The sequence below is a fragment of the Pseudomonas sp. JL27(2026) genome, from assembly GCF_056933555.1.
The window spans coordinates 2391342-2415067 of sequence record NZ_CM167794.1 but is presented as its reverse complement, the minus strand read 5'-3'; the positions used below and the strand labels follow the sequence as shown (position 1 = coordinate 2415067).

The window sequence follows — 23726 nt, the reverse complement described above, 5'->3', positions numbered from 1 at the left end:
GTAACCTGCTTTAAATTCGGAAACGGTTGGCGTGGAAATCCGGTTTCAGATGCAACGTTGTGCCCGAACGTCGAACGGCAGCGCCGTGTCGTCCCTGGCGGTGCGATTGCCTGAACGCCGGTCTGGCCGCCCTGTTCAAAAGTGATGGGGCGCATTGAGCCCGCAAGAGCTCCCCCGCAGGTCTGAAAAACTAAAACATCCAGGCAGGCGTGGCTGACATGGGAAGTCGGGACAATCCCGAAGGCCTTGCAGGGGACGAGTCGGTGCGCGGGGATCCGGCCAAATGGCCGGCCCCCTTATGGACAGATCGATGTTGTGTGGTCAGAGACGACGCTTGCGGCTGAGCGCTGGAATCGTGGTCACGGGAACCTCCAGCCGTTGCACATGCCCCACGGCGTCGGCCATCTGCGCCAGCGTCGGCTGCCTGAGCAAGGCCCGAAGATCAGCATCCAGCCCTTCCTTGCGCATGCGTTCGGCCAGGCTCACCGCCAGCAACGAGTGCCCACCCAACTCGAAGAAGTGGTCATGGCGCCCCACCCTTTCCACGTTGAGCAATTCGGCCCAGAGCCGGGCCAGGGCAATCTCTGTGTCCCCCACCGGGGCTTCGTAACCCCGAGTGCTCACTGACTCCAGCCCCGGTGCAGGCAGTGCCTTGCGGTCCAGCTTGCCGTTGGGGCTCAGAGGCCATACATCGAGATGCACGAACACCGACGGCACCATGTAGTCCGGCATTTGCTCCAGCAAGTGGCTACGCAAGGTGCCGATGCCCAGACTGTGTTCCGCCGCCCGGGTGGTGTAATACGCCACCAGACGCGTGTCACCCGGCATGTCCTCGCGGGCCAGCACTAGCGCTTCTTTCACCTCGGGGAACTGGCTCAGGCACGCCTGGATTTCACCCGGTTCGATACGCAACCCCCGGATCTTCACCTGGTCGTCGCTTCGGCCCAGGTACTCCAGGTTGCCGTCCGCGCGGTAGCGCACCCTGTCGCCGGTACGGTACATCCGTGCCTGCGGGTCTTGGCTGAACGGATCATTGATGAACCGCTCGGCCGTCAGTGGCGGTAATCCCACATACCCCCTCGCAACGCCGACGCCAGCAATGTGCAACTGCCCCGTCACGCCGATGGGCACCGGCATGTCGTGGGCGTCCAGTACGTACAACCGCGTATTGGTAATCGGCCGGCCAATTGGCAGTTGAACATCCGGTACCGGCGCGCCGGGCTCAAGGGTCCAGGCCGTGCTGTCGACCGTCGTTTCGGTGGGGCCGTAAACGTTGTGCAAACGCACCTGTGGCAGCCGCTCCTGAACCCTTCGGGCCAACGCGGCGGTGAGTTCGCCACCGCCGCAGAACACATCGGTCAGGCTGACGCACTGGCTGACCTCGTCCAGTTCCAGAAATTGTTGCAACATCGCCGGCACGAATTGAATCACCGTAATGCGCTGTTCACGAATCAGTTGCGCCAGATAGGCCGGCTCGCGGTGCCCGTCAGGACGCGCCAACACCAGGCGCATCCCGGTGGTGAGCGGCCAGAAGAACTCCCAGACCGAGGCATCGAAACTGAACGGGGTTTTCTGCAACAGCGCAGCGTCTTGCGCGGCCTCGCACACCTGAGAACTCCAGTGCACCAGGTTATTGACCCCGCGATGCTCGACCATCACGCCCTTCGGCGTCCCGGTGGAGCCCGAGGTGTAGATCACGTAGGCCAGGTGCCCCGAGGTCAGCTCCAGAACCTGCGGATTGGCAACGGACTGGTCCTGCCAGGTCGGGTGACCCAGATCGATCACCGGCACCGGCACCTCGCCCAGCAGTTCGCGGGTCGAACCTTGCACCAGCACCGCGACCGGGACGCTGTCGCGCAGCATGTAGGCAATGCGCTCGCGCGGATAGCCGGGGTCCAGCGGTACGTAAGCCCCGCCAGCCTTGAGAATCCCCAGCAAGCCGACCACCAGTTCCGGTCCGCGTTCGACGCAAATCGCTACCCGTGAATCCGGTTGAACCCCCAGTTCGCGCAAGTGATGCGCCAACTGGTTGGCGCGCTTGTTGAGGTCGTGGTAGGTCAGGCACTGTTCACCGCAGAGCACCGCAGGCACATCCGGCGTACGCAAGACCTGCGCCTCGAACAGACAGTGAAGGGTCTGCTCGAGAGGGAAGTCGACCTCGGTGACATTGAAGTCCACCAGCAACTGATTGCGTTCCTGTGCAGGCAATACCGGCACCCCTTGCAACGACTGTTGCGGGTTGTGTTCGAGGGCTTCGAGCAGCCCCTCCAACGCAACCTGCATATAGCCAATCACCCGTTGCGCACCTATCTCGATGAGAGCCTGGGCGCCTAACCTGAAATCGTCTCCCAGGTCATCCACCGACAGGATCAACGGGTAACTTGCGTTACCGTCACGGCCCAGTATTTCAATACCTTGCCAGGCCCGCTGTGCCTGATCACCACTGGACTGCGCACCATGGCGATAGTTGAGCAAGGCATTGAACAGCGGCGCCGGTGCCGCGACACCGCTGCAACGCTGTGCCAGCGTCAGCGGCGCATGTTCGTGAGCCAGCAAGGCACTCAAGCGCATGTGGGTAGCTTTGACCGCAGCCTGTACGTTGCCTTCGCCCGGATTGACTCGTAGCGGCAAGGTATTGATGAACATGCCCAGTGTGCGATCAGCCCCGTCACCGGCCTGCAACCGCCCCAGCAGTACCGTGCCGAAGACTACGTCGTCGCGGCCCGAGACACTTCCCAGCACATGCGCCCAGGCCAGGTGATACAGGCTTGCCACACTCACTCCGAGCTGTCGAGCCTGCAACCGCAGGCGCCGGCTGAGCGAGGTATCCAGCAGGTGCTCGCGTTCCTCGTAAACACCGCTGCCGGACTGCACGCCAAACGCCAGCGTCGGTTCGTCGACATCCCCCAGCATGTCGCGGAAAAACGCCTCGTGCTCTTTTCGGTGGGTGCCCAAACGGGTTTGAGCCACGTAGTTGCGGTACGGCATCGGGGGCGCCAAGTGGTGCGCCTGCCCCATCACGTGCGCCTCGATCTCTGCGACCAGTACGCCCATGGAGGTGGCATCGTTGACCAGGTGATGGAACACCAGCATGCCGATCCAGCGCTTGTTCAAGGGGTCCTGGGCATACACCATGAACATCATCGGTGCCTGACGCAGATCCAGACGGTAACGACGCGGATCGAAGCGCTCACGCAATTGACCCACGGTATCGCCCGCCGCCGGATCCAGCGCCACTTCCTGCATCGTTAGCCCGGCCTTGCGCCAGACCACTTGCATCGGTACTTCGAGACGGTCCCATACCAGGCTGGTGCGCAGGATATCGTGCCGGGCAATCACCCCTTGCAGCGCCCGGGTAAACGCGTCCAGCCGTTCGTGGCTGTCAAAGGCGAACAGCGCATGTTGCTGATACGGGTCGCCCTGCTCTGCGGTGAGGTGGTGGTAAAGAATGCCTTCCTGCAACGGCGCCAAGGGGTAGATGTCCTGCACGTTGGCCACGCCACCGGGGACAGTGGCGACGATGCGGTCGATGGCGTCCTGATTCAGGTCTGCCAGGGGCAACAGGTCCGGAGTGATCCGTGTGCAATCAGGCTGGATCAGGTTCGCCGGAACCTGGACTTCCCGACCACTGCCCACCGCAGCCGCCAACGCTGCCAACGTCGGTTGGCTGAACAACACACGCACGTCGGCGCTCAGCCCGGCCTGACGCATGCGCTCGATCAGGCTCACCGCCAGCAGTGAGTGCCCGCCCAATTCGAAGAAATGATCGTGACGCCCCACTCGCTCGACCTTGAGCACTTCGGCCCAGATCTGCGCCAGGGTGGCTTCCACTTCGCCTTGTGGTGCTTCGTAGCCACGGGTGATCAACGCGTCGAGGTCCGGGTCCGGCAGGGCCTTGCGGTCCAGTTTGCCGTTGGCGGTCAGCGGTAAACTGTCCAGTTTCACATAGGCCGACGGCAGCATGTAACTCGGCAAGGTTGCTTGCAGTTGCGTCCTTAGTTGCTCGATCTCCAACGGCGTGTGTTCGGTGAAATACGCCACCAACCGGCCGTCACGCACCAGCACCACCGCTTCTTTCACCGATTCCAGTGCCGCCAGTTTGGCTTCGATTTCCCCCAGTTCGATGCGCACACCACGGATTTTCACCTGGTCGTCGTTGCGCCCCAGGTACTCGATGGTCCCGTCCGCCAGCCAGCGCGCCAGGTCACCGGTGCGGTACATCCGCGCTTGCGGATCGTCGCTGAATGGGTCCTTGAGGAAGCGTTCGGCGCTCATCTGCGGACGGTTCAAATAACCCCGCGCCACGCCCGCCCCCCCGACATACAACTCACCGGCCACACCCACCGGCACCGGGCGCCTCTGCTCATCGAGCAGGTAAATTTTGGCGTTGGCCATCGGCTTGCCGATGTGCAGGGTTTGTCCGGCCTCGATGCGCCCGGACGTTGCCACCACCGTGGCCTCGGTCGGGCCGTAGTTGTTGATCAGCTCGAATCGCTGGGCCTTGGCGAACTGGCGCAGGCGATCACCACCGACCAGCAACGTGCGCAAGGTCGGGTGTTCCAGGTTGTGGCTGAAGGCATATTCGGCCACCGGGGTGGGCAGGAAACTCACGTCCAACGGTTGTGCTCGCCACCAGTTGAGCAGCGCATCGATGTCTTCATTGCCGTCGTGCGCAGGTGGCAGGTGCAAGGTCGCGCCGACGCACAAGGCTGGCCAGACTTCCCAGGCCATGGCGTCGAAGCCGAAACCGGCGACGCTGGAGGTGTGGCTGCCGTGGTGCAAGTTGAAGGCGTCGCAGTGCCAGTTCACCAGGTTTGCCAGGGTACGGTGTTCGACCATCACCCCTTTGGGTAACCCGGTGGAACCGGAGGTGTAGATCACGTAGGCCAGGTTCTCAGGCGTCAACCCGGCAATCTGTAGATTCGTAATGGGTTGGTCTTGCCACAGGTGACTGTCGAGATTGATCACCGGCACGTCCAGCACCGGCAAGCGCTCCCGCAAATCCTGCTGCGTCAACACCGCCACCGGACCGCTGTCGCTGAGCAAATAACTCAAGCGCTCGGCCGGATGAGACGGATCAATCGGCACATAGCATGCGCCGGACTTGAGAATCGCCAGCAGCCCGACCAAGGTGTCCAGCCCACGCCGGGCCACGATGGCCACCCGGTCATCCGGTTGCACACCCAACGAGCACAGGTGATGAGCCAGTTGATTAGCGCGCTGGTTGAGCTCGCGGCAGGTCAGACGCTGCTCGCCCTGACAGACCGCAAGGGCATCAGGCATGCGCTCGGCCTGAGCCTCAAACACACCGTGAACAGTCTGCCCCTGTGGGTAGTAGACGTGGGTGGCGTTGAAGTCCACCAACAGTTGCTGACGCTCGGCCGGCGGCAGGATCGACAATTGATTCAGCGCGACCTGAGGTGCCTGCTCCATTGCGTCAATCAGAGAGGCCAACGCTGTCTGCATATAGCTGCACATGCGTTGTGCGCCAGCGTGGGGAACCGCCAGCACGGTCAGGCTGAAACCATTACCCAGGTCATCGACGCTCAACGTCAATGGGTAATTGGTGCGTTCATCGCCGCCCAGCGGCTCAATACCCTCCCACATGTCCTGGCCGTCTGGCGCCGGTTCGTCCACAACACTGTGCCGGTAATTGAGCAAGGCACTGAACAGCACAGACGGTGCAGCCACGCCGCTGCACCGCTGCGCCAGGGCCAACGACGCATGTTCATGGCCCAACACGCTGGTCAGCCGTGCGTGCGTGGCCTTGACGCCTGCTTGTACGCTGGCCTCACCCAGATCGACACGCAACGGCAAGGTGTTGATGAACATGCCTAGCGCCCGGTCAGCCCCTTCGCCGCCCTGCATCCGGCCCATCAGTACGGTCCCGAACACCACCTCCTGCCTGTTGGCCACTTGGCTGAGCACCTGCGCCCACGCCAGGTGGAACACGCTCGCCGCGCTCACGCCCAATTGCCGGGCTTGTGCCCGTACACGAAGGTTCAGCGCGGCCGGCACAGGTTGTGTTGCTTCCTCGATATCGTTGCCATCGCCCTGCACATCCTGCAAACCGAACGGCAACGTCGGTTCGTCAATGTCGCCCAGCATCTCGCGGAAAAACGTTTCGTGTTCCTGCTCGCTGACACCCAATCGGGCCTGAGCCACGTAGTTGCGGTACGGCACCGCGGTGCCCAGACACTCTGCCTGATCAAACAGGTAGGCTCGCATCTCCTGGCCCACCACGTCCATGGTCGTATGGTCCAGCGCCATGTGATGGAACAACAGGATGGCGACCACCCGTTGATTGGGCTGATCGCGAGCAAACATCATGCGAATCAGCGGCGCCTGGGTGACGTCCAGACGGTAATGCCGGGCGTCAAAGCGTGCATGCAATTGGGCAAGGATGTCGCCGGCCGCAGGGTCCAGCAGCACCTCCTGCACGGCCAGCCCGGCCTTGCGCCAGACCACTTGCATCGGCTGCTGCAAGCCTTCCCAGACCACTCCGGTACGCAGGATGTCGTGGCGCTCGATGACCTTTTGCAAGGCCTGGGCAAACGTCTGCAAACGCTCAAGGCTGTCGAACGCCATTTTCGATTGCAGCAGGTACGGATCGCCTTGCTCAGCGGTGATGTGATGGTAAAGGATGCCTTCCTGCAACGGCGCCAAGGGGTAGATGTCCTGCACGTTGGCCACACCACCGGGGACGGTGGCGACGATGCGGTCGATGGCGTCCTGATTCAGTGTTGCCAGGGGTAGCAGGTCCGGGGTGATCCGCACGCAGTCCGGCGTTATACGGTTGGCCGGCGCGATGACTTCGCGATACCCATCCACCGCAGCCGCCAACGCTGCCAGCGTCGGTTGGCTGAACAACACACGCACGTCGGCGCTCAGCCCGGCCTGACGCATGCGCTCGATCAGGCTCACCGCCAGCAGCGAGTGCCCGCCCAATTCGAAGAAATGATCATGACGCCCGACCCGCTCGACCTTGAGCACCTCGGCCCAGATCTGCGCCAGGGTGGCTTCGACTTCGCCTTGTGGTGCTTCGTAACCACGGGTGAGCAACGCGTCGAGGTCCGGGTCCGGCAGGGCCTTGCGGTCCAGTTTGCCGTTGGCGGTCAGCGGCAAACTGTCCAGTTTCACGTAGGCCGACGGCAGCATGTAACTCGGCAAGGTTGCTTGCAGTTGAGTCCTTAGTTGCTCGATCTCCAACGGCGTGTGTTCGGTGAAATACGCCACCAACCGGCCGTCACGTACCAGCACCACGGCTTCTTTCACCGCGTCCAGTGCCGCCAGTTTGGCTTCGATTTCCCCCAGTTCGATGCGCACACCACGGATTTTCACCTGATCGTCATTGCGCCCCAGGTACTCGATGGTCCCGTCCGCCAGCCAGCGCGCCAGGTCACCGGTGCGGTACATCCGCGCTTGCGGATCGTCGCTGAACGGGTCCTTGAGGAAGCGTTCGGCGCTCATCTGCGGACGGTTCAAATAACCCCGCGCCACGCCAGCACCGCCGACATACAACTCACCCGTTACACCTACCGGAACCGGGCGCCTCTGCTCGTCGAGCAGGTACACCTTGGCGTTGGCCATCGGCTTGCCGATGTGCAGGGTTTGTCCGGCCTCGATCAAGCCCGAAGTCGCCACCACCGTGGCTTCGGTCGGGCCGTAGTTGTTGATCAGCTCGAATCGCTGGGCCTTGGCGAACTGCCGCAGGCGATCACCGCCGACCAGCAACGTGCGCAAGGTCGGGTGTTCCAGGTTTTGGCTGAAGGCATATTCGGCCACCGGGGTGGGCAGGAAACTCACGTCCAACGGTTGTGCTCGCCACCAACTCAGCAGCGCATCGATGTCTTCATTGCCGTCATGGGCGGGCGGCAGGTGCAAGGTCGCGCCGATACACAACGCTGGCCAGATTTCCCAGGCCATGGCGTCGAAACCGAAACCAGCGACGCTGGAGGTATGGCTGCCGTGATGCAGGTTGAAGGCGTCGCAATGCCAGTTCACCAGGTTTGCCAGGGTGCGGTGTTCGACCATCACCCCTTTGGGTAACCCGGTGGAACCGGAGGTGTAGATCACGTAGGCCAGGTTCTCAGGCGTCAACCCGGCAATCTGTAGATTCGTAATGGGTTGGTCTTGCCAACAGTTGCGATCCAGCTCAATGACCGGCACGTCCAGCACCGGCAAACGCTCCCGCAAATCCTGCTGCATCAACACCGCCACCGGACCGCTGTCGCTGAGCAAAAAGCTCAGGCGTTCGGCTGGATGAGACGGATCAACCGGCACATAACATGCGCCAGACTTGAGAATCGCCAGCAGCCCGACCAGCGTGTCCAGCCCGCGCCGGGCAACAATCGCCACCCGGTCATCCGGTTGCACACCCAAGGAGCGCAGGTGATGGGCCAACTGATTGGCGTGTTGGTTCAACTGCCCGTAGTTCAGGCCCTGCCCCTGATAAAACGCCGCCATTGCCTGCGGACGTTCGGCGGCTTGCGCCTCGACGCGCTGGTGAATGGTCAGCCCGCGTGGGTAGTCGACGTGGGTGGCGTTGAAGTCCACCAGTAGTTGCTGACGCTCGGCCAACGGCATAATCGGCAACCGGTTCAACGCGGCCTGTGGTGCCTGCTCCAATGCGTGCACCAAGTGCTCCAGCGCCGTGTGCATATAGCCGCAGACCCGCTGCGCACCAATGAAGGAAACCGCCATGGCCGTCAGGCCAAAGTCTTCGCCCCGATCATCAACGCTCAGCGTCAACGGATAGTTGGTCCGCTCTTCAGCACTCAGCACCTCCATCCCTTGCCAGGCGCTGCGATGTTCGGCCGAGTCGGCCGCGACCACGCTATGCCGGTAATTGAGCAACGCGCTGAACAATGGTGCCGGCGCGGCCACCCCACTGCAACGTTGCGCGAGAGCCAGTGAGGCATGCTCATGACCCAACAACGCAGTGAGCCGTGCATGGGTCGCTCTGACACCTGCCTCCACGCCTGTTTCATCTATATCAACACGCAACGGCAAGGTGTTGATGAACATCCCCAAGGCATGTTCGGCGCCTTCACCGCCCTGCATCCGGCCCAGCAGCACGGTGCCAAACACCACCGACGCCTTGCCCGAGACACCGGCCAATACCTGTGCCCACGCCAGGTGGAACAGGCTGGCGGCACTCACCCCCAACGTACGGGCCTGGGTGCGCAGACGCTGGCCCAAGTCGCGCTGCACCGGTTGTGAGACTTCCTCGATGTCGCTGCCGTCGCCCTGCACATCCTGCAAACCGAATGGCAACGTCGGCTCGTCGACATCGCCCAGCATCTCGCAAAAGAACGTTTCGTGTTCCTGCTCACTGATACCCAGGCGCGTCTGCGCGACATAGTTGCGGTACGCAACCGCCTCACCCAACAGCGCCTGCTGGCCGAGCAGAAAGGCCTGTATCTCAAGTTGCAACACGTCCAGCGCGACATGGTCCATCACCAGGTGATGGAACAGCAGCATCGCGACCACCCTCTGGTTGGCCTCGTCCCGGGCATGCACCAGCCGCATCAACGGCGCCCGGGTGATGTCCAGTCGAGAGTGCCGGGGATCAAAACGGGCATGCAGTTGGGCCAACACATCACCCGCTTTCGGGTCCGATTCAACCGCCTCTCGTCCCAACGGGGCCTGACACCAGACCACTTGCACCGGCTGATCGAGGTTTTCCCAAACCATGGCAGTCCGCAGAATGTCATGCCGCCCGATCACGGCTTGCAACGCCTGGGCAAAAGCTTCCAGACGCTCGTCATTATCGAAGGCGAACTGCACCTGCATCACATAAGGGTCACCTTGTGTGACCGACAGGTGGTGATAAAGGATGCCGGCCTGCAACGGGGCCAACGGGTAAATATCCTGCACATTGGCGGCGCCACCGGGGACGCTGGCGACGACACGGTCGATAGCGTCCTGAGTCAGGTCTGCCAGCGGCAACAGCTCCGGGGTGATCCTTTCACAGCCCGGCTGGATGAGGTTGGCCGGCACCCGGATTTCTCGGCCACTGCCCACCGCCGCCGACAATGCCGCCAGCGTCGGCTGGCCAAACAGTACCCGCACATCCGCCGACAGCCCGACCCGACGCATGCGCTCGATCAGGCTGACGGCCAGCAACGAGTGCCCGCCCAGTTCGAAGAAATGGTCATGGCGCCCCACCCGTTCGACCTTGAGCACCTCGGCCCAGATCTGCGCGAGCAGGGTTTCCACCTCGCCTTGCGGCGCTTCATAACCGCGCACGATCATCGCGCCCAGACCCGGCGCCGGCAGCGCCTTGCGATCCAGTTTGCCGTTGGGGCTCAACGGCAGCGCCTCCAGATGGACGAACACCGACGGCACCATGTAGTCCGGCAGTTGCGCCAGCAGATGGCTGCGCAGCGTTTCGATGTCCAGGGCTTCAGCCGAGGCCTGGGTGGTGTAATACGCCACCAGACGCTTGTCCCCCGGTACGTCTTCACGGGCCAGCACCACCGCCTCCTTCACTTCGGGGAACTGGGTCAGGCGCGCCTGGATTTCGCCCAGTTCGATGCGCAAACCACGGATTTTCACCTGATCGTCGTTACGTCCCAAGTACTCGATGTTGCCGTCCGCGAGGTAACGCGCGACGTCGCCGGTACGGTACATCCGCGCATTTTTCACCGCGCTGAACGGGTCCTTCAGGAAGCGTTCGGCCGTCAGTTCCGCACGGTGCAGGTAACCTCGGGCCACTTGCACACCGCCGATGTACAGCTCACCGACCACGCCTTGCGGCACAGGCTGTAGCTGCCCGTCGAGCAGGTACATCCGGGTGTTGGCAATCGGTTTACCAATCGGCGTGTTGTCCGGGGTCTGCTCCAGCGGACCAGCGCAGTTCCAGGCTGTCACGTCCACCGCTGCTTCGGTCGGGCCATACAGGTTATGCAGTTCGCTGCCCGGTAATTGCACCTTGAAACGCCGTACCAGACTGCCCGGCAACGCTTCGCCGCTGCACATCACTCGCTTCAGCCCTGCGCACTGGCTGACATCGCCATGGGCCAAGAACACGTCGAGCATCGACGGCACAAAGTGCAGCGTGGTGATCTGTTCTGCGTGAATCACCTCACCCAGGTACGCCGGGTCCTTGTGCCCGTCCGGGCGCGCCATCACCAGCCGTGCGCCAGTGAACAGCGGCCAGAAGAGTTCCCAGACCGAAACGTCGAAACTGAACGGGGTCTTTTGCAACACCGCGTCCGACGAGGTCAGGCCGTATTCGTCCTGCATCCACAGCAAACGGTTGACCACTGCGCCATGCTCGTTGAGCACACCTTTCGGTTGGCCGGTGGAACCGGAGGTGTAGATCACGTAAACCAGATGCGCCGAGGTCAGCTTCGGAACCTGTGGGTTGGCAATGGATTGATCCTGCCAGGTCGGGTGATCCAGATCGATCACCGGCACAGTCCCCTCGCCCAGCAGTTCGCGGGTCGAACCTTGCACCAGCACCGCGACCGGGTCGCTGTCGCGCAACATGTAGGCGATGCGTTCCAGTGGATAGGCCGGATCCAGCGGCACATAACCGCCGCCCGCCTTGAGGATCGCCAACAAGCCAACGACCATCTCCAGCCCGCGCTCGACGCAAATCGCCACCCGCGAATCAGGCCCCACGCCCTGCTGGCGCAGGTAATGGGCCAGTTGGTTGGCGCGCTGGTTGAGTTCACGGTAGGTCAGGCGCTGTTCACCGGCCAGCACGGCCGGCGCATCCGGCGTGCGTTGAACCTGTGTTTCGAACAGACCGTGAATCGTTTGATCGAGCGGGTAGTCCACGTCGGTGGCGTTGAGGTCAAACAACAGATGCCGACGCTCGGCAGCGGGAAGGATCGGCAAACGGTTCAGCGCAACCGGCGACTCCTGCTCCAGTGCCTCGACCAGTGATTCCAGCGCGGTCTGTACATAACCGCAGATCCGCTGCGCCCCCACCTGCGCAACCGTCATGGCGGTCAGGCTGAACCCATCGCCCAGGTCATCCACGTTCAGCGTCAGCGGGTAGTTGGTCCGCTCTTCGGCACTCAGCAGCTCAATCCCGTGCCAGGCATGGTGATGATGAATAGTGGCGGTCGCGCTGTGCCGGTAATTGAGCAACGCACTGAACAACGGCGACGGCGCGACCACACCACTGCAACGCTGCGCCAGCACCAACGGGGCATGTTCATGGCCCAGCAAGGCTGTGAGCCGCGCATGGGTTGCCTCGACACCCGCCCGTGCGCCTTGCGTCCCTACATCGATGCGCAACGGCAAGGTATTGATAAACAAACCCAAGGCTTGCCCGGCGCCCTCACCGCCCTGCATCCGGCCCAGCAGCACGGTGCCAAACACCACGTGCTCCTTGCCCGAGACACCGGCCAATACCTGTGCCCACGCCATATGGAACAGGCTGGCGACACTCACCCCCAGCACGCGTGCCTGGGCGCGCAGACGCTGGCTCACATCAGCCGGCACCCGTTGCGTCGCTTCCTCGATACCGCTGCCGTCGCCCTGCACATCCTGCAAACCGAACGGCAGGGTCGGCTCATCGACATCGCCCAGCATCTCGCGAAAGAACGTTTCGTGTTCCTGCTCACTGATACCCAGACGCGTCTGCGCGACATAGTTGCGGTACGCAACCGCCTCACCCAGCCGCGCCTGCTGGCCGAGCAGAAAGGCCTGTATCTCAAGTTGCAACACGTCCAGCGCGACATGGTCCATCACCAGGTGATGGAACAGCAGCATCGCGACCACCCGCTGGTTGGCCTCATCCCGGGCATGCACCAGCCGCATCAACGGCGCCTGAGTGATGTCCAGCCGATAATGCCGGGGATCGAAACGGGCGTGCAGTCGGGCCAACACATCACCCGCTTTCGGGTCCGGTTCAACCGCCTCTCGTCCCAACGGGGCCTGACGCCAGACCACTTGCACCGGCTGATCGAGGTTTTCCCATATCATCGCGGTCCGCAGAATGTCGTGACGCTCGATCACGGCCTGCAACGCTTGGGCAAAAGCCTCCAGGCGCTCGTCATTGTCGAAGGCAAATTGCACCTGCAACACGTAGGGGTCGCCTTGCGTGACCGACAGGTGGTGATAGAGGATGCCGGCCTGCAACGGGGCCAGCGGGTAGATATCCTGCACGTTGACCGCGCCACCGGGCACCGTCGCCACGATGCGGTCGATGGCTGCTTGATCCAGGTCCGCCAGCGGCAACAGGTCCGGGGTAATTCGCGTGCAATCAAACGGTATGCGGTTGACCGGGATTTCTACCTCTCGGCCACCGCCAACCGCTGACGCCAATGCCGCCAGCGTCGGCTGGCCAAACAGTACCCGCACATCCGCCGACAACCCGACCCGACGCATGCGTTCGATCAGGCTGACCGCCAACAACGAGTGCCCGCCCAGTTCAAAGAAATGGTCATGGCGCCCCACCCGTTCGACCTTGAGCACCTCGGCCCAAAGCCTGGCCAGAGTGATTTCAATGTCGCCCACCGGCGCTTCGTAACCCCGAGTGAGCAACGACTCCAGACCCGGTTCCGGCAACGCCTTGCGGTCCAGTTTGCCGTTGGGGCTCAGCGGCAAGGCTTCCAGTTGAACAAAAGCAGCAGGGACGATGTGTTCCGGCAATTGCGTCAGCAGATAGGCACGCAAGTCTTCAATTGCCGGGATATGGCCCGCGACCCGCGGAGTGAAATACGCGACCAGACGCTCGTCCCGCGCCAGCACCACCGCCTCCCGCACCGCCGGGTGCGCCGCCAGTCGGGCTTCGATTTCGCCCAGCTCCAGACGTACGCCTCGCAGCTTCACCTGGAAGTCGTTGCGCCCAAGAAACTCCAGGCTTGCGTCGGGGCGATAGCGCACCAGATCACCGGTACGGTACAACCGGTCGCCGGCCACGAACGGGCTGTCGATAAAGCGTTCCGCCGTCAATTGCGGCAAACCCGCATAACCCCTTGCGACGCCGACACCGCCGATATGCAGGTGACCGCTCACACCCAGCGGCACCGGCATGTTGTGGGCGTCCAGTACGTACAGCCGCGTGTTGGGAATCGGCCGACCGATTGGCAGTTGAACATCCGGCACCGGCGCGCCGGGTTCGAGGGTCCAGGCCGTGCTGTCGACCGTGGCTTCGGTGGGGCCGTAAACATTGTGCAAACGCACCTGTGGCAGCCGTTCCTGAACCCGTCGGGCCAACGCGGCGGTGAGTTCGCCACCGCCGCAGAACACATCGGTCAGGCTGACGCACTGGCTGACCTCGTCCAGTTCCAGAAACTGTTGCAACATCGCCGGCACGAATTGAATCACTGTAATGCGCTGTTCACGAATCAGTTGCGCCAGATAGGCCGGCTCGCGGTGCCCGTCAGGACGCGCCAACACCAGGCGCATCCCGGTGGTGAGCGGCCAGAAGAACTCCCAGACAGAGGCATCGAAACTGAACGGGGTTTTCTGCAACAGCGCAGCATCTTGCGCAACCTCGCACACCTGCGAACTCCAGTGCATCAGGTTATTGACCCCGCGATGCTCGACCATCACGCCCTTCGGCGTCCCGGTGGAGCCCGAGGTGTAGATCACGTAGGCCAGGTGCCCCGAGGTCAGCTCCAGAACCTGCGGATTGGCAATGGACTGGTCCTGCCAGGTCGGGTGACCCAGATCGATCACCGGCACCGTCACCTCGCCCAGCAGTTCGCGGGTCGAACCTTGCACCAGCACCGCGACCGGGGCGCTGTCGTGCAGCATGTAGGCAATGCGCTCGCGCGGATAGCCGGGGTCCAGTGGCACGTAAGCCCCGCCAGCCTTGAGAATCCCCAGCAAGCCGATCACCAGTTCCGGTCCGCGTTCGACGCAAATCGCTACCCGTGAATCTGGCCCCACGCCCTGCTGGCGCAGGTGGTGGGCCAGTTGGTTGGCGCGCTCATTGAGTTCGCGGCAGGTCAGTTGCTGTTCACCGGCCACCAACGCCACCGAGTCCGGGGTGCGCCGAACCTGGGCCTCGAACAGTGCGTGAATCATCTGGTCGCAGGGGTAATCCGCTTCGGTGGCATTAAGGTCAAACAACACCTGTTGGCGCTCGGCGGCAGGAAGGATCGGCACGCGGTGCAACGGTGTCTGCAGGCCATGCTCCAGTGCCTCGACCAACCCTTGCAGCGCGGTATGCAGGTAACCAAGGATCCGTTGCGCTCCGACTTCCCTTGGCGCCACGGCGCTCAACTTGAATCCGTCACCCAGGTCATCCACCGACACGATCAACGGGTAGCTGACAACCTCCTCGCTGCTCAGCAGCTCAATGCCCTGCCAGGCCCGCAATGCGCCCCCCTCATCCGATACCCCGCCATGACGGTAGTTGAACAAGGTATTGAACAGCGGCGTCGGTGCCGCGACACCACTGCAACGCTGGGCCAACGCCAGCGAGGCATGTTCATGGGCCAGCAAGGCGTTCAATCGTGCGTGGGTGGCCTTCACCGCTGCCTGCACGCTTTGCTCGCCCAGGTTGACCCGCAGGGGCAAGGTATTGATGAACATGCCCAGGGCGCGATCCGCTCCTTCGCCAGCCTGCAAGCGGCCCAACAGCACCGTGCCGAAGACCACATCGTCGCGCCCCGACAGGCAACCGACGACCTGAGCCCAGGCCAAGTGACACAGGCACGCCGCACTCACGCCCAGTTGTCGGGCCTGCCCCCGCACGCGCTGGCTGAGCGAAGCCTCCAGCAGCCAGTGACCTTCTTCATGATCGTCGTGGTCGTGGTGCAAACCGAGCGCCAGTGTCGGCTCGTCGACATCGCTCAGTTGTTGACGGAAAAACGCTTCGTGCTCCTCCTGGCTGACGCCCCACCGCGCCTGGGTCACATAGTTGCGATACGGCACGGGTGGCGCCAGATCCTGCTCCCGGCCCTGCATATGGGCCGCGACTTCTTCGATCAGCACACCCAGCGACGTCGCATCGTTGACCAGGTGATGGAACACCAGCATGCCGACCCAGCGCTTGTTTGCAGGGTCTTCGGCATAACAGACACGCATCATCGGTGCCCGGCGAATGCCCAAAACGAAGTGACGCGGATCGAGACGTTCACGCAACTGCCCGACGATATCCCCGGCCTCAGGCTCCAGTGCAATCGGATCAGCTTTCAACCCGGCCTCGCGCCAGACCACTTGCATGGGCTGCGCGATGCCCTCCCAGACCAGGCTGGTGCGCAGGATGTCGTGCCGCGAGACCACCGCTTGCAACGCTTGCACAAAAGCGTGCAGCCGGGCCTCATCCTCAAACGCGAACAGTGCGTGTTGCTGATAGGGATCACGCGCCTCGGCACTCAGGTGGTGATAAAGCAGCCCCTCCTGCAACGGCGCCAGCGGGTAAATCTCCTGTACATTAGCTGCACCGCCGGGCACCGTCGCCACGATGCAATCGATGGCGGCCTGCTCCAGTTCTGCCAATGACAATTGGTCCGGGGTAATGCGTGTGCAATCGGCAGGGATGCGATTGGCCGGTACTTCGACTTCCGTGCCTCCCTCGGTCGCGGCCGCCAATGCCGCCAGCGTTGGCTGAGTAAACAGCACGCGCACGTCAGCGCTCAGCCCGGCCCGACGCATACGTTCGATCAGGCTCACCGCCAACAGCGAGTGCCCGCCCAGCTCGAAGAAGTGGTCGTGACGCCCCACCCGCTCCACATTCAGCAGTTCGGCCCACAACCTGGCCAGCGTGATTTCCCTGGTACCCACCGGGGCCTGGTATTCGCGGCAGACAAAAGCCTCGGCCTGCGGCATCGGCAAAGCTCTTCGATCCAGCTTGCCGTTGGGCGACAACGGCAGTGTTTCCAGCTGCACATAGGCAGCGGGAATCATGTAGTCCGGCAACAAGCCTTGCAGGTAACGACGTAATCCATCGACATTCGGCACTTCATGGCCGGTGTGCCCCGTAAAGTACGCCACCAGTCGCTTGTCACCCGCGACCTCTTCGCGAACCACCACTGCCGCTTCGCGTACGCCTGGGTGCAGGGCCAGGCAGGCTTCGACCTCGCCAGGTTCGACACGAAACCCACGGATCTTGATCTGACCGTCGTTGCGGCCCAGGTATTCGATATCACCATTGGCCTGGTAACACCCCAGATCCCCGGACTTGTACAGACGCGATGAGCCTTCGCTGAAAAAAGGGTCGACGATGAAACGCTCGCGGGTCAGGTCTTCACGGTTCAGGTAACCACGGGCCACGCACGCACCGCCAATGTAGATCTCCCCGGCGACGCCTGGCGGGACTGGCTGAAGCTGCTCATCAAGCAGGTGGATGCGGGTGTTGGCCACGGGTTGCCCGATCGATGGCAGGATGGGCCAACCCGTTGCATCGCCCGCAAGCGTCAGCGCCGTGGTCACGTGTGACTCGGTGGGACCGTAATGGTTATGCAGGCGACAGCCTTGCAGACGCCGGAAGAAGGTGCGCATGGGTTCGGTGATGCGCAGTTGCTCACCGGCGGTAATCACATCGGCCAACGCACACTGCAATTGACTCAACTGCTCGTCACCGACCACCGTTTCCGTCAGCGCTTGCAGCGCGATGCACGGCAGATACAGGCGTTCGATGCGGTGCTCGCAGATGTGCTGGAACAGCCCTCGGAAATTCAACCGAATGTCGGCATGGATCATCGACAATTCACCACCGGCACACAGGGTGCTGAACACCTCCTGGAAGGCCACATCAAAACCCAGTGCGGCGAATTGCAGCGTGCGCTGCACTCTTCGGCCTTGTTGGGTTGCCTGCCCGATCTGCCATTGCAGCAGATTGACCAGTGGCCCATGGGGCATGGCCACGCCCTTGGGCTGCCCCGTGGAGCCCGAGGTGTAGATCACGTACGCCAGGGCCGCGCGGGACAGGCCGCCGACATCGGGGTTGGAGCGTGGCTGACGACCGATTGCCTCGGCATCGCGCCCCTGGCTATCGAGCAGCAGCACGGGGGCCGCCGTTTGGTTCAGGCGCTCAAGCAAGGCCTGCTGCGTCAGCAACACCGTGGGGGCGCTGTTTTCAATCATGTAGGTGAGCCGTTCGCTCGGGTACTCCGGGTCCAGCGGTACATAACCGGCACCCGCCTTGAGAATCCCGAGCAGGCCGACGACCATCTCAAGCCCCCGCTCGACACAGATTGCTACCCGGTCATCGGGGCGAACCCCCATGGCCAACAGTCGATGTGCGACCTGGTTGGCGCGTGCATTCAATTCGTCGTAGCTCAGTGCCTGGTCGGCATACGTCACCGCTGCGGCATGAGGCCGGGCCGCGACTTGCGCCTCAAACAATTGGTGAAGGGTCTGATCGCCGGGGTAGGCTTTATCGGTCGCGTTCCATTGACGCAACCGCTCGGTTTCAGCGGGCGTCATCAGGGTGAAATGGCGAATCGACAAACCGGGATCTTCCAGCCCCTGCTCCAGGACACAGGTTAAGCGCTCGGCCAGCGCCTCGATCTCGGCGCGTTCAAAATATGCTTCGTTGTAGACGTAATGGGCCCATGCCTTGTCGTGGTAACTGTTGGTGCGCAAGTGCAAGGTCAGCGGCGTTTGCTCGTGGTTGTTCGACACTTTCACCGAATGCGCCAGGGCCTGACCGTAGCGGTAATCGTGGTCTTCCTGTTCGTAGGAAACCGACAGATCAAACAGCTGCGCACGATCATCGCGCAGCAGCCCCAGAGCACGGTTCATCTCGCTCAAGGGGAAGCGCTGATGACGAAAGTCCTGCCTGAGCACATCGCGTACCGCACGGATCAGTCCGCCGAACGACAGGTCATTGCTCAAGCGCAATCGCACCGCACTGACCTGGGTGAACAACCCCAGGGTGGACTTGAATCCGGCATTGGGACGATTAAGGATCGGCAGCCCCACCACCCACTCGGCGCGCTGCGTAGTGCGGGTGAAGTAGACATACAGGGCGGCCAGCAACACGTGGAAAGGTGACGCCTGATACGTTTTCGCCAACTTCCCCATTCGCTCGTGCAGGCCAACCGGAAACGGCCGCACGACAGTGCTGCTCGGTGCAATGCCATCAACATAACGATCTCGATAACGTGGCATCAACAAGGGTTCGGGGACCGTCTGGTACTTGTCCAGCCAGTAAGCCCGGTCACGGGCGTAACGCGCAGAGTGGTGATAGCGGTGATCGTCGTGAATGAAATCGATATAAGACGCTGCCCACAAATCAGGCTCACCTTCCTGCTCCAGTGCGCTATAGAGACTTCCCAGAGACTGCAGCATCTGGCCGAAGCCCCACCCGTCAAGGATGAGGTGATGCGCCTGGGTGCCCAGGAAGAAATGCTCGTCTTCAAGTTTGATCAGGAAAAATCGGAACAAGGGGCCGGTACCCAGCGGATAGGGCAACGCCATCTGCTGCTGCATCAAGACCTGCGCGGCCGCCAACGGGTCGGGCTGCGTCGAGAAGTCGTGCAACGGCACAAGGACCGGTAACGAGTGGGCAAAAGACTGCAGCGGTACGCCGTCGGGGCCGGAATCGGCCAACAGCACGGTGCGCAAGGCGTCATGCTTTTCCACCAGCAACTCCACCGCACGCTGAATCATCGCAGGACAAACACGCCCGTTGATTTCGATGTATCCACCGATGTTGTAGAGCGGCGAGTCGCCCCGGCTTACCTGGTCGAGCCAGATATCGCGCTGGGCTGCCGTCAGGGAGAATGTCTGCGGGATCAGGAGTGTGTGATTCATGCCTTATCCCCCCGAGCAGACTGGCCCGCCCCTGAACGGCTCGGAATCAAGGCCGGACACGCCGACTTTTCACTACATGGATCGCTTGAAGAAGGTCCTTTCGCGATCACGTTGCCCACAACGGCTGCAGAAAAAAGTTCCATAAGATCCTTCTCGGTGATTTATCCGTGCGTTGCGCAAAGCACATCGACGTTGGCAGTTGATTCGAATTCAATGGGGTCATGCCGCGCACCCTCTCCCCATCGGCGCGTACCTGCGCAATGGTCAGAAATGGCAAAACGGAATAACCCCGGTAGAGGTATCGAGGAATTTAAACACTGGCCCTGCGGCCCGTATGACACCTGAAACCCGGACAGCAAAATCCAGTGCCTTCGAGTGCACTGGCACCCAGGCCGGGAGCGGATTTCAGGGCACTACACGTGACTACGCCCGCGCGCCATCAGGAGGTTGATGGCACGCGGGCGCAGGGTCGTTGAGGCTCAGGCGCGCTTGTCGCGCACCGCCAACGTGACGTCGGAAACGATCCGGCCTTCCGACACCTTGATAATCCGATCAGCCAACTGGAAGTACTGATCGTCGTGGGTGATGATCAAGACCGTTTTGCCGCGACGCTTGAGATCCGGCAGCAGCTCTTCGTAAAAGAAACGCTTGAACGGTGGGTCCTGATCCGCCGCCCACTCGTCCAGCACGTAGACCGAGCGGTCCTCCATGTAGGCACAGACCAGCGCCAGGCGCTTTTGCTGGCCATATGACAAGGCTTTGGTAGTCGAGAAGCCAAGCCCCTCGATATCAATCTTGTCCTCCAGTTCCAGGGTCGCAAGGTATTTGCGGGCCAGCGCCGGACTGGCCTCGTCGCCTTCCGGGCCGATCAGCCGGTTGAACAGATGAAAATCGCTGAACACCGCCGAAAACAAATCGCGGTAGTCGCTGCGCGACGCTTCGGTAATCGCTACACCATCGAGCAGTATCTGCCCAGCCTGGGCGACGTATAACCCACAAAGCGCCTTCACCAGCGTGCTCTTGCCACTGCCGTTGCCGCCGACGATGTAGATCAGCTCCCCCGCACGAATGCTCAGGTCGATCGGCCCCAACGCAAAACCGCTGCGTTTATCGGCCTGCGATCCCTGATAGTTCATCACTACGCCTTTGAGTTCGATCTTGCCCCAGTGCTTTTTATGATCGAGGCGCAACACGTTGGCGGTTTCCGACGCGTCGATGTCCGGGTGATGCTCGTTGATGAAGAACCCGAATTCGGCCAGGCGCTCAGCGGCAATACGCCCTTGCGCCATGACTGGCATCGCCCCGATCAGCAGGCCCAGCGGCCCCAGGATGTACAACACGGTCAGCACGCTGGCGGTCATGACCTGGCTATCGACTACCACCAACAGCGGCAGCGCGAACACGAGACTGCCAATCAGCAGCGACTGAGTCATCAGCCCCACATTCTCGGCACACACGAACCACACACGCTCAATGAATTTGTAGCGCGCCACACGCGTAGACGAGACCTGAATAGCCGCACGACCGAACCAGCGACGGCGAATACCGTTGAGTTTCAACTCCTTCAAGCCAAACACCAGCGAATGGGTGTGTTCATTGAAAGCCGTGAACTCGTCACGCACACGATTGGTGAATTTCACACCCCCCAGGAAGAAGAAGATGTACAGCGCCACCCCCACGATCAACAAGCAGACCGTGACGGCAAACACCATCCAGGACAAATAAGCCAGGTAGGCCAGACCGAAGATAAACACAGCCGATTCAACCAGCACCACCGGCGCCACCAGCAACGTCATGTTCAGTTGGGGAATATCGTTGGTCAGCAGGGTCAGGACATTGGGGGGGCCACGTCGGTCCACGTCTTCCAGCGACGAGGCCAGAATTTTCTGGCACAGGGCAATGCGCAATCGGGTCATCAACTGCATGCTGGCATACGCCGGGAACAGGTTTGCACCATTGCGCAGAATCAGTGCCGCCACGCTCAGGCCGATAAACCAGTACAGCGACTGCAGCCGCGAGCCTTCTTCATAAATGGCCCGGTTGATCACATTGATCACCGAGATTGCCGCCACGCCACTGGCAATACCGGTCGCAACCGTAAAGAACGCCAGCCAGGGATGATGCTTCCAGAGCAGGCGCAAGACCGAGCCGGACCTGGGCTTCTTCTCTTGCTCGTTATTCATTCATTCGTACCCTCAGAGGAACCGGCGACCTGGCGCGTTGGGTCGCTGCCTGTTACGCAATCCACGCCGTGCAAGCGTGCCAAGGCATCAAGTTTACGCAGCGGCGGCGAGCCAACTGTCCCGGAAACCGGGTACAAAATGTGCGGGCCCCAGTGAATCCCTTCCTCAGTGGCCGGACATTCGGTTCTGAAGGTTGCGTGTAGTAGTTTTCCAAAAGATCGCTAAGGAAACGCTTAAATAGACGTAGGAAATTAACCACAACGTGCTGACCACTATTTCCTTCCGACAGGCTCTCCCCCCATAAAGATGACGTTTATCAGGCCTGTATCGGTGTAACTGAACGATTTTTGTGCCCCCCAAAACTACCTGACCGCCAGAAGCGCCGGATTAATCACACCGGTTTCATGGCACGGTGTGTCCCCGGTTTCCGCTACAGACGTAGGGCAAATGCATCGGCTTAAATCAAATTCAGGGTGCCAAATCACGTTCAAGGAGAACTGATTGCGCCCGAAATCAGACCGGCAACCGTTAACCGTTCGGCGATTTGTCTACATCAAGGATGATAGGGATATGAGTCTGACCAGCAGTATCGACAATATAGAGAACCCGCACTTTTACTTCGAGTTGGGTGAGTTGGTATCAAACACAGGCAAGGACCACTTTGCGGCAAACATGCTCCATCTGGTCGACAAACGAGTGCCGGTCAGCATGATCGACCTCAGTGAGTGGACGCTGGACGAGCGTCAGGCAAGCATTCTTGATATCAAGTTGCTGGGTAGCGCCGGGTTAAAGGAAGAGGTCCCGGCGCCCTGCGTCTCAAGTCACCAGGACGATCACCCACTGCTCAAGCAAATGCTTGAAATGGATGATTCACTGCTGATTCAAATGAATGCGCAAACCCACAGCAAACACACCAGAGACACGTCCCATCAGTGCAACCTGGTTTCACGCAAGTCCAATCGTCGCAACCTCATTTCGTTGTACCGCCCTCATACCCAACGCGCGTTTTCCCTGAGTGAGTTATCGTTTTTGAAAAACCTCTCCGAGACCCTGCTGCCACTCTTGGAGCGCCATGCCCAGATCAGTCGACAAACCACGCTGAAGAAGCTTGGAACCTGGGTGAAAGGACCGGCCGCTGCACTCAAGCAGACACAGTTGCAACGTGAGTTCTACGAGCGACTGTCACTCAGTGACATCACCTTGTCGGCGAGAGAAAAAGAGGTCTGCCTGGGACTGTTGACCGGGGGCACCGTGCCGGAAATGGCCGAAAAACTCAGTGTAAAAAACAGCTCCATCGAAACCTACCTCAAACGCGCCGCAGCGAAGCTGGGGGTCAGTGGTCGCCATGGGCTGACCAAGTGGATGGTTGGGGCTTAAGCCACCGACTCGCATCGCCCTTCACAGGCGGGTTGCTCAAACGCAGGCCCGCTTCTTTTTTAAAAGAGAGGGGTAATCTGCCCCCCTCTCCCTGGCGGCAGTGTCGCTGTGCATCTCCATTCGTGCTAAAAAGCCCCCTCCTCGACAGACATCCCGCCTGGCACCCGATTTAAAACGACATGGACATCGGTTACTTCAACAAACACCTAAAACCGCTGATACACCACTTTGCCTTTGAGTACTCATCGTTTATGGAGGGCGATTTTGGCGATCTCGAACGAGTCGAGTTCAAAGGCTGTGGTCTACTCGGCACCGTGGATTTCTGGTCCAGGGGGTGGGTCGCCATCGACCTGTATGACGATGTTGCACACGTGCAACGGATGAACCGACTGCTCTCACCCGAAGAAGACCCGCATCCGGTGTTCAGTGAGTTGGCTGAGCGTCTGTGCAACGTGCGCTCACGCCACACCTCTTTGGGGAATCCCTAGA

Annotated in this window: 4 protein-coding genes; 2 read left to right on the top strand and 2 right to left on the bottom strand. The window is 61.4% G+C overall.

What is annotated here, in order from left to right; genetic code table 11:
• Nucleotides 1-321 precede the first annotated feature (321 nt).
• Entirely contained in the window at nucleotides 322-19677 is a 19356-nt protein-coding gene (locus tag AC1Z1G_RS11110) for a non-ribosomal peptide synthase/polyketide synthase (protein ID WP_483626963.1), read from the bottom strand.
• 479 nt (nucleotides 19678-20156) lie between these two features.
• Nucleotides 20157-21860 carry a cyclic peptide export ABC transporter gene (locus tag AC1Z1G_RS11105; RefSeq protein ID WP_483626962.1) on the bottom strand — a complete coding sequence of 568 codons (1704 nt, stop codon included), beginning with the start codon at nucleotides 21858-21860 and terminating at the stop codon, nucleotides 20157-20159.
• A 570-nt stretch (nucleotides 21861-22430) separates the two neighbouring features.
• Here AC1Z1G_RS11105 and AC1Z1G_RS11100 point away from each other — a divergent pair.
• Together AC1Z1G_RS11100 and AC1Z1G_RS11095 are read left to right on the top strand one after the other, a co-directional pair.
• On the top strand, nucleotides 22431-23237 hold the full coding sequence (locus tag AC1Z1G_RS11100) for a helix-turn-helix transcriptional regulator (RefSeq protein WP_483626961.1): 807 nt from the start codon (nucleotides 22431-22433) through the stop codon (nucleotides 23235-23237).
• Nucleotides 23238-23416: 179 nt separating this feature from the next.
• Nucleotides 23417-23725: a hypothetical protein gene (locus AC1Z1G_RS11095; protein ID WP_483626960.1), complete on the top strand. Its 309-nt coding sequence runs from the start codon at nucleotides 23417-23419 to the stop codon at nucleotides 23723-23725.
• Nucleotide 23726: the final 1 nt, after the last annotated feature.

Bases quoted from the DNA above. Each gene is read 5' to 3' on its own strand.
- AC1Z1G_RS11110 (WP_483626963.1), bottom strand. From the start codon at position 19,677: ATGAATCACACACTCCTGATCCCGCAGACATTCTCCCTGACGGCAGCC.
- AC1Z1G_RS11105 (WP_483626962.1), bottom strand. From the start codon at position 21,860: ATGAATAACGAGCAAGAGAAGAAGCCCAGGTCCGGCTCGGTCTTGCGC.
- AC1Z1G_RS11100 (WP_483626961.1), top strand. From the start codon at position 22,431: ATGAGTCTGACCAGCAGTATCGACAATATAGAGAACCCGCACTTTTAC.
- AC1Z1G_RS11095 (WP_483626960.1), top strand. From the start codon at position 23,417: ATGGACATCGGTTACTTCAACAAACACCTAAAACCGCTGATACACCAC.